Origin of the sequence: Microcystis wesenbergii FACHB-1317 (genome assembly GCF_014696875.1) — a bacterium.
GTDB lineage: Bacteria > Cyanobacteriota > Cyanobacteriia > Cyanobacteriales > Microcystaceae > Microcystis > Microcystis wesenbergii_A.
This window is the reverse complement of sequence record NZ_JACJQV010000173.1, coordinates 18368-31825: the sequence shown is the minus strand read 5'-3', so window position 1 is coordinate 31825 and position 13458 is coordinate 18368. Positions and strand designations below refer to the sequence as shown.

Annotated in this window: 16 protein-coding genes; 7 read left to right on the top strand and 9 right to left on the bottom strand. The window is 44.2% G+C overall.

Annotated features, from left to right (window positions below; genetic code table 11):
• Positions 1-64: 64 nt before the first annotated feature.
• The 5 genes from H6F92_RS16495 to rpsO form a co-directional block, all read right to left on the bottom strand.
• Positions 65-721, bottom strand: coding sequence for a Uma2 family endonuclease (locus H6F92_RS16495; protein WP_190358747.1), 657 nt, complete (start codon positions 719-721; stop codon positions 65-67).
• 7 nt (positions 722-728) lie between these two features.
• Complete coding sequence (locus H6F92_RS16490) at positions 729-1382, bottom strand: Uma2 family endonuclease (RefSeq protein WP_190358746.1); 654 nt, start codon at positions 1380-1382, stop codon at positions 729-731.
• Positions 1383-1447: 65 nt separating this feature from the next.
• Entirely contained in the window at positions 1448-2503 is a 1056-nt protein-coding gene (aroF, locus tag H6F92_RS16485; RefSeq protein WP_190358745.1) for a 3-deoxy-7-phosphoheptulonate synthase, read from the bottom strand.
• 58 nt (positions 2504-2561) lie between these two features.
• Positions 2562-3026 carry a PAM68 family protein gene (locus tag H6F92_RS16480; protein ID WP_002738795.1) on the bottom strand — a complete coding sequence of 155 codons (465 nt, stop codon included), beginning with the start codon at positions 3024-3026 and terminating at the stop codon, positions 2562-2564.
• A gap of 24 nt (positions 3027-3050) precedes the next feature.
• Positions 3051-3320 (bottom strand): 30S ribosomal protein S15, encoded by a 270-nt coding sequence (rpsO, locus tag H6F92_RS16475; protein WP_002741886.1) that lies wholly within the window; start codon positions 3318-3320, stop codon positions 3051-3053.
• 307 nt (positions 3321-3627) lie between these two features.
• Between rpsO and ndhM the strand changes: the two genes are divergently transcribed.
• Positions 3628-3957, top strand: coding sequence for an NAD(P)H-quinone oxidoreductase subunit M (gene ndhM, locus H6F92_RS16470; protein WP_002738864.1), 330 nt, complete (start codon positions 3628-3630; stop codon positions 3955-3957).
• A gap of 198 nt (positions 3958-4155) precedes the next feature.
• On the top strand, positions 4156-4683 hold the full coding sequence (locus tag H6F92_RS16465) for a hypothetical protein (RefSeq protein ID WP_190358744.1): 528 nt from the start codon (positions 4156-4158) through the stop codon (positions 4681-4683).
• Between the two features lie 41 nt (positions 4684-4724).
• Here the strand turns inward: H6F92_RS16465 and H6F92_RS16460 are convergent, their stop codons facing one another.
• Together H6F92_RS16460 and H6F92_RS16455 are read right to left on the bottom strand one after the other, a co-directional pair.
• Positions 4725-5504, bottom strand: a complete 780-nt coding sequence (locus H6F92_RS16460) for a pentapeptide repeat-containing protein (RefSeq protein WP_190358743.1) — start codon at positions 5502-5504, stop codon at positions 4725-4727.
• 575 nt (positions 5505-6079) lie between these two features.
• On the bottom strand, positions 6080-6967 hold the full coding sequence (locus H6F92_RS16455) for a helix-turn-helix domain-containing protein (RefSeq protein WP_190358742.1): 888 nt from the start codon (positions 6965-6967) through the stop codon (positions 6080-6082).
• A gap of 197 nt (positions 6968-7164) precedes the next feature.
• On the opposite strand from H6F92_RS16455, the gene carA reads away from it, so the two are divergent.
• The 5 genes from carA (at position 7165) to H6F92_RS16430 (ending at position 10474) form a co-directional block, all read left to right on the top strand.
• On the top strand, positions 7165-8313 hold the full coding sequence (gene carA, locus H6F92_RS16450; RefSeq protein ID WP_190358741.1) for a glutamine-hydrolyzing carbamoyl-phosphate synthase small subunit: 1149 nt from the start codon (positions 7165-7167) through the stop codon (positions 8311-8313).
• 74 nt (positions 8314-8387) lie between these two features.
• On the top strand, positions 8388-8738 hold the full coding sequence (locus H6F92_RS16445; protein WP_190358740.1) for an STAS domain-containing protein: 351 nt from the start codon (positions 8388-8390) through the stop codon (positions 8736-8738).
• A 3-nt stretch (positions 8739-8741) separates the two neighbouring features.
• Positions 8742-9158: a Mini-ribonuclease 3 gene (locus tag H6F92_RS16440; RefSeq protein ID WP_002734315.1), complete on the top strand. Its 417-nt coding sequence runs from the start codon at positions 8742-8744 to the stop codon at positions 9156-9158.
• Positions 9159-9198: 40 nt separating this feature from the next.
• Positions 9199-10065, top strand: coding sequence for a 23S rRNA (guanosine(2251)-2'-O)-methyltransferase RlmB (gene rlmB / locus H6F92_RS16435; RefSeq protein WP_190358739.1), 867 nt, complete (start codon positions 9199-9201; stop codon positions 10063-10065).
• 112 nt (positions 10066-10177) lie between these two features.
• Positions 10178-10474: a DUF1816 domain-containing protein gene (locus tag H6F92_RS16430; protein ID WP_002768846.1), complete on the top strand. Its 297-nt coding sequence runs from the start codon at positions 10178-10180 to the stop codon at positions 10472-10474.
• Between the two features lie 421 nt (positions 10475-10895).
• Here H6F92_RS16430 and H6F92_RS16425 read toward each other — a convergent pair whose 3' ends face one another.
• Both H6F92_RS16425 and H6F92_RS16420 read right to left on the bottom strand, forming a co-directional pair.
• On the bottom strand, positions 10896-12329 hold the full coding sequence (locus H6F92_RS16425; protein ID WP_190358738.1) for a bifunctional orotidine-5'-phosphate decarboxylase/orotate phosphoribosyltransferase: 1434 nt from the start codon (positions 12327-12329) through the stop codon (positions 10896-10898).
• Between the two features lie 11 nt (positions 12330-12340).
• On the bottom strand, positions 12341-13345 hold the full coding sequence (locus H6F92_RS16420; protein WP_190358737.1) for a CHAD domain-containing protein: 1005 nt from the start codon (positions 13343-13345) through the stop codon (positions 12341-12343).
• Positions 13346-13458 lie beyond the last annotated feature (113 nt).

Here is a 13458-nt window from a genome sequence, read left to right as displayed (position 1 = left end):
TTCTTAATTCTCCTGTCTCGGAGTCTCCTAACCCCACCAACAAACTTTTTGCCGCAAACCCTAGTTAATTATTTTTAGCTAGTTGACTAACAACCCATGCTCTTAAATTCTTTTCTGCTTTAACTTCATCCTCTTTAGCAGTGGCTAAAAATTCATAGAGTTTAGTTTTGGGAACTAGGGGAAAAGTCGCACTAAATTCTCCTTCCTGATAAACCCCCTTTTCTAACCGATAAATGCGCCAGATTTCTCCATTAAAACGCCATAATTCTGGCACTCCCAAACGGGCATAAAGTGCTAATTTATTAATATCCGTGTGGGTTATATCCACTTCCACCACTAAATCTGGGGGCGGATCTTCAGTTAAATTAATCCTTTTTCCTAGCACTTTAGCTTGATTTTGAATATAGTAAGCATTGTCGGGTTCTGCCCCTCGTTCTAAATCTTCCCTAGCTAGAGTTGTGGAACCCATACTTTTAATTTTTAAACCCAATTCTACCACCAAAATCCGAATAAATAATCCGATTAATTCTCGATAAAACTCGTGTTCTTCTAGGGGCATAGTAATCTCTAAAGTACCACGATCATAAAATAAATGGGCGCGATTATTTTCTCCTATTGCTTGTAAAATTTGCCGATAGGATAACCAACTGAGATGATTAAAAACTACCCGTTTTTCGCCCCTAATTTGCTCAGTATTTAACTCCAGAGGAACTGTCACCATAATTACCTCAACTTTCAGCTAGTTGACTAACAACCCATGCTCTTAAATTCTTTTCTGCCCTCACTTCATCCTCTTTAGCAGTGGCTAAAAATTCATAGAGTTTAGTTTTCGGAACTAGGGGAAAAGTCGCACTAAATTCTTCTTCCTGATAAACCCCCTTTTCTAACCGATAAATGCGCCAGATTTGTCCATTAAAACGCCATAATTCCGGCACTCCCAAACGGGCATAAAGTGCTAATTTATTAATATCCGTGTGGGTAATATCCACTTCCACCACTAAATCTGGGGGCGGATCTTCAGTTAAATTAATCCTTTTTCCTAGCACTTTAGCTTGATTTTGAATATAGTAAGCATTATCCGGTTCTGCCCCTCGTTCTAAATCTTCCCTAGCTAGAGTTGTGGAACCCATACTTTTAATTTTTAAACCCAATTCGGACACCAAAAAATAGATAAAACGTCCGATTAATTCTCGGTAAAACTCGTGTTCTTCTAGGGGCATAGTAATCTCTAACGTGCCACGATCATAAAATAAATGGGCGCGATTATTTTCGCCTATTGCCTGTAAAATTTGCTGATAGGATAACCAACTGAGATGATTAAAAACTACCCGTTTTTCGCCCCTAATTTGCTCAGTATTTAACTCTAGAGGAATCGTCACCATAACTGCCCCGAAAAGCGAAATTTATGCCCAAAAAAGGGGGTTGATTCACCCCCTGATCATCTTAATTAAACCAGTGCCGGAACCTGGGGCCAACGCCCAATCGTCTTACCAATGACCGCTAACTCCCGAGTTAATCGATCGAATCGGTCCGGAGTCAAGGATTGCGGCCCATCGGATAGGGCCTTGGCTGGGTTAGGATGCACCTCGATCATCAAGGAATCGGCCCCAGCTGCCAGGGAAGCCATGGCCATGGTCGGTACATATTCCCATTTACCCGTACCGTGGCTAGGATCGATCATGATCGGCAGGTGAGTTAAAGTTCTTAAAACGGGAATACAGGATAAATCTAGGGTATTGCGAGTATATTTACTGTCAAAGGTGCGGATACCGCGTTCGCAGAGAATAACATTGCTATTTCCTGCCGCGAGGATATATTCTGCCGCCATCAACCAATCTTCAATAGTGGCCGCCATGCCGCGCTTGAGTAGGACTGGTTTCGGTTGCGCTCCAACTTTTTTCAAGAGGGAAAAATTCTGCATATTGCGGGCCCCCACTTGCACCACGTCGGCTATTTCGACAATCTTAGAGAGATCCGCCGCGTCCATTACTTCCGTGATAATACCCAAACCACTGGCATCTCTAGCCGCTGCTAGTAATTCTAAAGCACTTTCCCCATGACCTTGGAAAGCGTATGGAGAAGTGCGGGGTTTGTAGGCACCCCCCCGGAGGAATTGCGCTCCGGCTGCCGCCACTCGTTTGGCAGTTTCCACGATCATGGCTTCATTTTCCACCGAACAGGGGCCGGCGACAATGCTAACGGGATGATTTCTGCCGATGGGGATAACACCGTTAGGAGTGGGGACTAAAACCTCGCTGTATTCCCCGTGACGGTATTCTAAACAGGCGCGTTTGAAGGGTTGTTCGACTCGTAGGACGGTTTCGATCCAAGGGCTTAATTCTTGGATTTGTAGGGGGTCTAATTCCCTGGTTTCTCCGACTAAACCGATGACAACTTTATGCTTACCGACGATTTTCTCGGGACTTAATCCCCATGCCTCGAATTCGGCACCGATGCGCTCGATTTCAATTTCCGGGGAACCAACTTTCATGACAACAATCATGGCATTAACCTTTTATTGTTTCCTTTAATCTCTATTGTTGACGATTTCTAGAGGTTATCTATTTTTCTTCCACTTCTTTTTTGCCGGACCGCCAAGCGGCGATCGTTCTACCAAAATTAGCTTGAAATTCTTGCCATCCTAGCCAATCCCCCACCCGATCCTCATCCCAAGAAGCGGAGAAGATGCCATAACTCAGACCGATAAAACCTAGACCAAATAGGCTTAAACTGACGAGCATGGCGACGTAGGAAGGGATTTCGAGAAGATTGTGGCTAATAATCCAGTAGAAGCCAAAAAAGGAAGTTATCCCCAATACTGTCGGAATGCCACAAAATACCGCCATCCGTTTGGCCATCCGTTGACTGACCGCTTGCGGAATTGCCTTTAAGCTGGTTTCCTCGGAGCGATTCTTTATCGGCGGTGGCACGGGACTAGGGGCAATTTTCGGGGTTTTTCGCTTATTTTGGCGCGGCTCAAAGGGAAGACGCTCTTTTTTCTCCGTCGATTTCGATTCAGAGGCCATGGTAGGGATGCAAGGGGGGTAAGCTTAACGGCGAATTCCGAGACGACCGATCAGGGTTTGATAACGTTGTTGATCTTTCTTCTGAATATAGGTTAACAGTCCCCGACGACGACCGATCATCTGGAGTAATCCCCGGCGGGAAGCGTGGTCTTTTGGGTTAGCTTTCAGGTGTTCGGTCAGTTGGTTGATTCTCTCGGTTAAGAAAGCTACCTGTAACTCCGATGATCCTGTATCGGTTTCGTGGGACTGATATTGGCTGATTAGTTCTTGTTTTTTGGTCTGGGTTAAGGCCATAGGACTCGTGATCTCTGCTTAAACACTGCAATCTATTATAGTATCACGTTTCTGGTCGATCCGTAAACATTGTTCGGGAGACAGCCATCTCAGGGATCAGTGATCAGTTACCAGTTATCAGTGGGAGTATTAAGTGAGCAGTATGTGGGTGACAGTAACAGTGCTGTCTTTTCACTGATTACTGTTTACTGATTACTGGACGGCTACGCCGTGCCTTTGGCAACACTGAAAAAAACTTCCCAATTCCCCATTGCCGCAAATCATGGCAAAATCTTAGACATAGCGTCTAACTTACCTTGAAGATTCCATGCTGTTAAAATCCACGACCCGTCATATTCGCATTTATACGGCTGAAGTAAAAAATAATCAATTAATCGAGAGCAACAATGTCTTGACTCTTGATGTGGATCCCGATAATGAATTTAATTGGGAAGAAGTGGCTCTCAATAAGGTTTATAGTAAGTTCGATGAATTGGTGGAATCCTACAATGGGGAAGAACTGAGCGAATATAATCTCCGTCGCATCGGTTCAGATCTAGAACATTTTATCCGTTCTCTCCTGCAAAAAGGCGAAATTAGCTATAATCTCAACGCCAGAGTCCAGAACTATAGTATGGGTTTACCGAAATTAGGGTGAATAGTCGAGAAACCCCACGCTGTACTCTCAGGTTAGCGTGGGCGGAATTCTATTGCTAGGAGCCAAGGACGATTTGGCTACTGGAAAATTTTAATTGTTGCCAGAGATCGATCGTGGTAATTTAAGAAGGCGATCGGGGAACCCTAACAGGGAAGCTCCCGACCCTGGCCAAGGATTGTCTGTTTAACCATCTGTCCTATGTACAAGTCTATTAGTGTTTTAACGCTGCTGACGGGAATTATCGCCGTTGATGTGGTTTTAGCTCAATCTACTGTTAATCTTCCCATCAGAGTTAAACAGGGAGAATCCTACGAAGGATTATTGACTAGAGCATCGCAATTAGCAGAGAAAACTATCATCAGTCGTTTTAATCAACAACAGGGTCTTAATAAAATTGATTTATTAATAACGGCCGAAAAATCAGGAGCGATCGCACCTCTCCTGGCGGTGAAGGTATCCCGTCAAGATTGGTTTGGCAACCCTAATATTCAACGCTGGACGAATGTTTTTCCCTTTGGCAAAGATCTCCTCGGTTTTAGCTCTCCCGCACCCGTCGTCACCCCGAAAAGTTCCCCCGCTGCCGTTAATCCCAGTCCATCTCCAGCACCATCTCCGGGTGCTACCACTCCTCCTCCTCCCCCTGCTTTACCCTTCGAGGATGAGCCGAATAATGCTCCCCAAATTCCTATTCCTAACCAAAGATTAACCAGTCCAGCTAATCGTTAATTGAGAAGAAAAGGAGAGGCTTTCGGCAGATATATTGACTTTTAAGTGGCAAAACGGGGCTGAAACCAGTCTAGGGGAAAAATATCATCTTCTTGGGCGGTTTCTGTCCAACCGGTGACGCTCTCAAAACAAGTCCCCGTCAAGTTAGCACCCCTCAAGTCCGCTCCCTGTAGATTTACCTCTTGTAAACGCGCTCCCGCTAGATTAGCACCCACTAAATTAGCCCCGCGTAAATCACTACCCGTCAGACGTGCCTCGCTAAAATTAGCCCTTTCTAAATTGGCCCCTTGAAAGTCCACCTCTTTCAGAAAAGAGCCGCTAAAATTGGCTTCCCTTGCGGAAATCTGACGACATTTAGCCCCACTTAACCGCGCTTCCTGCAAATTAGCCCAATTGAGATTGACTTTATCTAGGTTTGCCTCCAAGAGATTAACTAAGTATAAATTCGCCCCGCATAAATTCGCCCCGCATAAATTCGCCCCCCGGAGATTAGCATGGGAAAGATCCGCCCCACTTAATCGGGAGTTACGCAGGTTTGCCTGTACCATAAAGGCCCCGGTGAGATTGGCTTTGGTTAAGTCCGCTTCCACTAATTGCGCTTGACTTAATTTGGCATAGGTTAAATTCGCCCAATTCAAACTCGCTCCCCGTAGATTTGATTTAGTCAAAAAAGAGCGGCTCAAATTAGTTCCGCGCAAATTGGCCGCCGCAAAATTGACAGCAATCAGAGTCACTTGTTGTAGGTCTAGACTCATCAAGTCAATACCCAAAAAATCCCGCTCTCCTTGTTCGTAGAGTCTTAGTAACTGATTAACTTTCATCTCCCTTCTTCTACTTCTAAGATGGTGGTTAAGAAGTAATCAACAAAAGCACCTAAAAACTTTGTCTGATAACTCACTCCGCTTTTATTTGAGTTTATGTAAAGTTTTTTATCGATTTTTTAAGAGAAGATAACCCGAACAGCAAGTTAATTTTAATCATAGTTAAATAGCTTGGCTAAAACAGTTTGACTGGTTTTTCTAATTCTACCCCAGTCCATCGGGTAATTAGTATCTGAAACTACTCTTGTTAAAAAACTTATCTATTGTTCAAACTCGATTATATTTAGGGTTTCCTGAAAAAGTTTGTTGGTGGGGTTAGGAGACAGGAGGCGGTCGTCAGGAGACCGGAGACAGTATTCAGGAGTCAGTATTCAGGAGTCAGTCCCGAGGAAAAAATTTTCATCCCCACAGAGGTTTCTTTCCCTACACCCCACACCCTCTTTCCAGTCAGGAGGATTATTTTTATTTATTCTCCCTGCTCCCCATCTCCCTGCTCCCCATCTCCCCACTTCCCCAATTCATAATTCATAATTCCCACTTCCCCACTTCCCAACCCCGGCTAATCCTCTCATCCCCTACTCTAAAGCGTAGATACGACCATCCATGAGCAGACGGGTGATCCCTTTAGCTTCCAGTTGAGCGTGAGCTTTTTCGATCAGGCGACCGTCGGGAACTTTAATCACTTTTTCCTTGCGCTTGGAGAAACGACGAGCGATGCGATGACTTTCAAAGATGGGGAGAGTGCGCTGCTGGATTTCCTGAGGGGGAACCTTACCCAATTCGGCAAAATCCTTGAGGGGACGGGTGATTAATTCGGCAGCGCGATCAATGACCAAGTAACAGGTTTTGGGAAAAGCCGCTGCCGAGAGGGGTAATATCTGTAATTGGGCTGTTTTAACGATAGTCGGGCCTAAATAGCTCCCCGCTAGTTCCTCCTCCTCCTCGTCTTCATCTTCATCTTCATCCTCCTCTTCATCCCAATCCTCGTCAAGCTCATCTTCATCCTCCTCTTCCTCGAGAGCTTCGACGAAAAATTCGCTTAAATTAGCGTCTTCTAGGGGTTTATCGCCATTAATTTCTGTATCTTCTGGATTATCTGCTTCTGGCGAGTAAGAGGTATCCATTAATAGGGTTAATTGTTCCACAGAAGTGATCGGTTGCTGAAAAGCCTGCTCATCCTTAGCTGCGATTTGGGCTGCCCGAACACTAATCACCTCGATCGCTTTTTCCGGTAAATCCGCTGCTGCCTCCTCCTCCTCAAGGCTGCGACCATTGCGGGCCAAGCGTTTTTTCTGGATTAACTGCTCGTATTCCTCGCTAGAAAAAGAATTTTTGAGAAAACGACTGACCGTAGAACTACTCACTCCATAACGCTCGGCTAACGTGGAAGTGGTGGCCTCCGTTTCCCGATAAAGCTTAAGAATTTCTTTTTTCGTGGCATCAGTCAGTTTTCTTGCACTCATATTACTTATATAGTTATTTTTTAAGCGATAGGATTTTGCCGATGGCTAGTCAGGGGAAACTATTGTCCTTGAGCGGATGTACTCTTAATCATAAAACGCTCTAGCCAATTAAAACTAAGCAATTCGTTTTCTAGTCCCTGTTCTAGTCTATCCTTGACTTCTGTTTCTCACCACTACTCAAGATTAAAAAATTGACGATGATATCCAGTGCTGCTAGTCAAAAAGCCTTATTAGTTCTGGCCGATGGTACGGTTTACGAGGGTTATTCCTTCGGCTCCAAGGGAACCACTGTCGGCGAAGTTGTCTTTAACACGGGGATGACCGGTTATCAGGAAGTCCTCACCGATCCCAGTTATGCTGGTCAAATCGTCACTTTTACCTATCCAGAATTGGGAAATACGGGGGTTAACCCCGAGGATGAGGAGTCAATTCGTCCCCAGGTGAAAGGAGCGATCGCCAAAAACATCTGCCACCGGCCCAGTAATTGGCGTTCTAGCCAATCCCTACCGGATTATCTGGCCGATCATGATGTTATTGGCATCTATGGCATCGATACCCGGTCTCTGACCCGCAAAATTCGCTCGGTTGGGGCGATGAATGGGGCAATTTCCACGGAAATACTCGATTATCATGATTTACTGCGGCTGGTGCAGGCAGCCCCCAGTATGGCTGGGTTAAATCTCGTCAAAGAAGTTACCACCAAGGAAGTGTACGAGTGGACGACTCCCACCCCGTCCGCTTGGGAATTTGCGCCAATTGATAGTGATCAAGAACCGTTAACGGTGGTGGCGATCGATTTTGGCATCAAACGCAATATTCTCCGGCGTTTAGCCAGCTACGGTTGTCGGGTGATCGTGGTTCCCTCTGACACTCCTCCCGAAAAAATCGCCGAATATAATCCCGATGGTATTTTCTTTTCTAACGGACCGGGAGATCCGGCGGCTGTCACCGAAGGGATTGCCCTAGCCAAGGAACTTTTACAAGGGGAAAAACCCACTTTTGGCATCTGTATGGGTCATCAAATTTTAGGCCTATCCCTAGGAGCAGAAACCTTTAAACTGAAATTTGGTCATCGCGGGTTAAATCAACCCTGTGGACTCCAGCAACAGGTGGAAATTACCAGTCAGAATCACGGTTTTGCCGTGCAGGAGGCATCTTTAAATCCGCAAGTGGAGATTACCCATCTCAACCTCAATGATCGCACCGTAGCGGGTTTAAAACACAGGTCCTTGCCCTTTTTCTCGGTACAATACCACCCCGAAGCCAGTCCCGGCCCCCACGATGCCGATTATCTGTTTGGCCAATTTGTCGATTTAATGCGGCAAGCAAAAAAGGGTCGGTCGTAAATTTTTAGGATATACTAGGGTTTTGATTTTTACGGCTCTAGAGCTAGGAGGCGATTATTCCAGAAGCAATTAACTTGACCGTCAGCTTGCGAGGCACGCGTGAGGTCAGAGATAAGTACCAAATTTTCCGTTTGACGGGTCTTTTAGATGCCTTTTCCGAACCGACTTTTTGTAAGGTGATCGAAGGCTATGTGGAGCAAGGTCCTAAGGATGTGATTATTAGCCTCGCTCAGATTGATTTTATCGATAGCTCCGGTTTAGGGGCCCTAGTAAAATTGGTAAAAAAGGCCAAAACCGAAGGGGGCAGTTTACAAATTGTTACCAATCCCCGGGTAACTCAAACCGTAAAACTGGTGCGATTGGAGAAGTTTTTTTCCCTGCGATCCACCCTGGAAGAAGCGATCGAATATCTAGAAAAAGCGTAAATCGTGGAATCTCCTCTCGAAAAACTTCGCTTACAGGTCAGTGGCCAGGGTTCACCAATCCTAGAGGGTCTTGACCGATTATCGCCTGCTTCTCTGGCCTATCTAGGGGATGCTGTTTATGAATTATACATCCGCACTTATTACTTACTGCCGCCCCAGCGTCTGGGAGACTATCACGCTCAGGTGGTGGGCAAAGTTAGAGCAGAACAACAGGCCTTAGATTTAGCGCAACTGCAGCCCTATCTGACAGACCAAGAAAAAGAAATTCTGCGCCGGGGACGCAATGCGGTCACGGGAAAACGCCGTCGTCTGACAGCCCAAGTCTATCAGCAGGCCAGCAGTTTAGAAACCCTGTTCGGCTATCTTTATCTGCAAGACCCCTCAAGATTACATCAACTATTAGAAAAACTAGAATTATAGCCATCGGGATGACTCCCGACTCCTTTACTATTAATCAATCATGAGCGATCGACCATTTCGTGACAAGTCCGATAATCGTAATTCTCGCCGGCCCTCGCGGCCAAAAACCGGGCCAATTCTGACTAAATCCCCGACAGTAACTCCAGAAAACCAAGAAGCTGATGATCTGCTCTACGGTCGCCGGGTGGTTTTAACAGCCATGGAAGAGGAGCGCCAACTGAATCGGATTTGGGTGGTCAATCGACTCCGTTACGATCCCCGTTATCATACCCTCTTAGAAAAAGCCAAAGCCAACGGCACGGTAATTGATGAGGTGGACGATCTGCGTCTCGATCAGATTACCAGTAAGGCCAATCATCAGGGGATCGCCGCCCAGATGTCTCCCTATGATTATATCGAATTAGCCGATCTGATCGAGAAAGCTAAGGGCAGAAGTCGCCACCCCGTCATCGTCATCGCTGAAGGTATTACGGATCCCCATAACCTTGGGGCAATTATTCGCACCGCCGAAGCCATGGGTTGTCAGGGGGTAGTTATTCCCCAACGTCGCGCCGCTGGGGTGACATCGACGGTGATGAAAGTGGCGGCGGGGGCCCTGGAATATTTACCCGTCGCTAGGGTGGTTAATCTCAATCGTGCTTTAGAGGAATTAAAAGCGGCTGGTTTTTGGCTCTACGGCACGGCGGCAAAAACTGGTAAATCTTTACACACAATCAATTTAACGGGTGCGATAGGATTGGTGGTAGGTTCGGAGGGAGAGGGTTTGAGTCTGCTAACCCAAAAGTCCTGCGATGAGTTGGTATCTATCCCTTTGGCAGGCAAAACCCCCAGTCTCAATGCTTCGGTGGCGGCGGGTATGGCTCTTTACGAGGTTTACCGTCAACGCTGGCAAAATTCCCCCGACTGAGAATCTGTATTTTTCGACACTCCCAATAGCCAAAAGGAAAAAGTATAAATAAAATAGGAAGGAAGTTTGCGAAATGTAAACGAACGTAACAAAACCACCAGAGTAGATTTAGATGGGGAACGAAATGAAAGAATTTTTGATTAGCTTACTCGAAAGGTTCGGATTAGCCTACTGGGTCGAGATTAAAACCGACTATCCCAGATGTACTTATTATTTCGGTCCTTTTCTCGCTAAAGACGAGGCTGAAGTCGCTCAAGCTGGTTACGAAGAAGATTTGAAAACAGAAGGAGCGCAGGGGATTAAATTGCATATAAAACGTTGTAAACCGAAAGATTTAACTATTTTTGAGGAAAAAGAAGAAAGCAAGCTCCTGAATACCCTAAAGGTCTTACGCAGTCAAGTTTCTTAACAATTTTCAGTGAGCAGTAATCAGTGATCAGTAATCAGTAATCAGTGATCAGTAAACAGTAAACAGTAAACAGTAAACAGTAATCAGTAAACAGTAAACAGTAATCAGTAAACAGTAAACAGTCAAAAGACAGCAGGAAACTGCCATTTGATGAGGCTCACTTAATACATACTGCTGGGAGCATCTCATTTATGCAAGTGAGTAATTATACTTATCACTAAAACTGTTTTCCAGCAAGGCTTTCAAAATAGCTTGACATAAAAACCTGATTTAGGGGTTACAAAGGTGAGATGCTCCCCATACTGCTTACTTAAAACTGATAACTGATAACTGATAACTGATAACTGATAACTGATAACTGATAACTAATAACTGATAACTGATAACTGATAACTGATAACTGATAACTGATGGCTAAATATCAATGGGAGCGATTTAAAAAACAGCTATATTCTGCTTCTGTCAGTCTTCCCGCTTCGTAGAGAGTATCGGTAATTTCTGCTAGGGTTAAAACCGAATAAGGTTGATAACCATGGCTACGAAGTTTATCTTTAACGGGGCCACCATGGTCGATAAAAACCACGATATCATTAACTAATAATCCCGCCGATTTAATCTTTGCTGCCCCCTCGATCGCACTTTTGCCAGAAATTAAAATATCGTCCACTACTACCACGGTTTCCCCCACTTGAAAATTACCTTCAATTACTCTTCTTGTGCCGTGGGCTTTTACTTCTTTGCGGGGGAAAATCATCGGATGATTTAATAATAAAGATAAACCCGTAGCCGTAGGTAAAGAGCCGTAGGGGATACCAGCAATGCGGTCAAATGTCAAGGTTTTTAATATTTCTCCATAGGCTTCAATTACCTGCTGAAAAATATTAGGATTAGAGATAATTTTTCTCAGATCGATATAATAGGAAAAAGTTTCTCCCGATGCTTGCACATAATCGCCAAACATCAAGCAGCCAATATCAAATAATTGTAGAATTAAATCCTGATGAGGATGTTGTTTTAAAAGACAAACGTTAGCGGTCCAAGTATCATCTTGGCTCGATTCTTGCTGGTGATTTTGTTTAATTTTGTTGACTTCCTCGCGTAAATCCTTGACTTTTGTTCCCAAATCGGGTTGAGATAAAAAGTCTTGGGGTACAGGAATTAATAAACCCTCGCCATGACTATTTAAACCCACAGTAATTAACTCGGAGAATTTACTTTTTTCTTCCCAAATACTGCGTAATAAAATCAATCTTTCGGGGGCAAAATTGCGAATCTTTTTCAATATCTCTGGTTGAGTGGTTCCCACTTCTAAAAATACTTGTTCGGGAGTTCCCCAAGTGCAAGCTTCTTTGACAACTTGCAGATAAAAAGGATTGTCGCGACTGGGAAATTCTTGCAGATTAATCGCGCCTTGATTGGAAGTATGACAGAGGATAAAAGCACCATGCTCGGGATAAACTAAAAAAGGAGCAACGTGATCCTGTCCGGAGTAGGGATTGAGAGTAACCGCGTCCACCTGCCAAGTTTTAAAGATAGTCTCGGCTAAAATACTGCTAGTATTAATATCGCCGTGTTTAGCATCCAAAATTACCGGGATATGATCGGGAATTGCCGTTAAAATTCGCTGTAATAATTCTAAACCTGCCGCTCCCAAAGCTTGATAAAAGCCTAAAGTTGGTTTGTAGGCACAGACAAAAGGGGCAGTTTCATCGATAATAAACTTGAGCCACTGTTCTAAATTAACGATTAATTCTCCCGGGGTGGAGGGCATCATTTCGGGGTTAGCATCTAAACCGAGGACAAGTAGAGTCTGGTTTTGACTAATGGCGTGGTTTAACTTTTGAAAAAAATTCATCGGTTCTAATCTCAGGATTCTGGATTAGTCTCTAATTCTACACTATTTTGCCGAAAAATAGGCTGTAAAATTGTCTGGTGCAGACTTTTTCTGGTGTCAGCGTCAAGGAATTTCTTTTGTAAGGGTTGCCATTCTTGCCATTTTTGGTGACGGATATTTTGGAAAATTTCGAGTAAGGTGGGCATTTCCTTGGCGAGACAATTAGGGAAAATTTGGCTAAGAAAATCCGAGAGAACACAACAATCCTGCATTTCTCCGAGAATACCTTGAAGGTTTTTAATATCTTCTAGATACTCTCGATACTTGTCGCCATAAAACTGAGTGAATAACTCCATATTATAGCGAGAACGCTTGGCTTCTTTGCGGAGATCATGCAGTAATAATCCTTCTTTTTCCAATAAGTCATCAATTTCTTGACTAGAAAACTCTCTTACTTTTTGATCTTCCTCTAAATTTACCCCAACTAACCAGCCTTCGTGCAGTAAAAAGCGACTCGCTTGCGGTAATAATAAGTCTGGTAAAACCGTAGCAATATCTAATTTTCCCATCGGTTGATAGGTGGGATTATCCAACCAACTGGCAAAATCTGCCTTAAAATTGAGAAATTTGTCGGACTTTAACAGCTTTTCTACCTTAGCAAAAGCCTTTTTTCTTTGGCTTTCGAGAACTTGTAAAACTTTCTTCAGTAAATCCTGTTCTTGCGGGGGCAAAATTGGCTGATAATGACCGACAAAAGCCTCTTTTAACACATCTAAATCCCGCAATTCTCCTAAAATTCTGCCCAGATTACCCACCCGTTTTTGATCGGCAGATTTCGGCATGGTTAAAGCGGGATCAAAACCAGTTAAGGTACTGCGAAGACGGCGCATTCCCACACGAATTTGATGTAATTCTTCTGGATCCTGATCGAGTAAAACCCCAGCTTCGTGTTTAAGAACTTTATGAAAATGTTTATCAATACCGATATAGGCCCAATCGGCAACAGTTTTAGCCCGAGGATTAAATTTGTTAGTCATTGGTCTTTAGGGAGGAGATAATGTCAAGATGGTGATAGAATCTTTAAATCAAGACTGGAACTAATAGATCCCATTCATTCTATACAATAGGATGAAGCAGCCGCTTTAAGAGA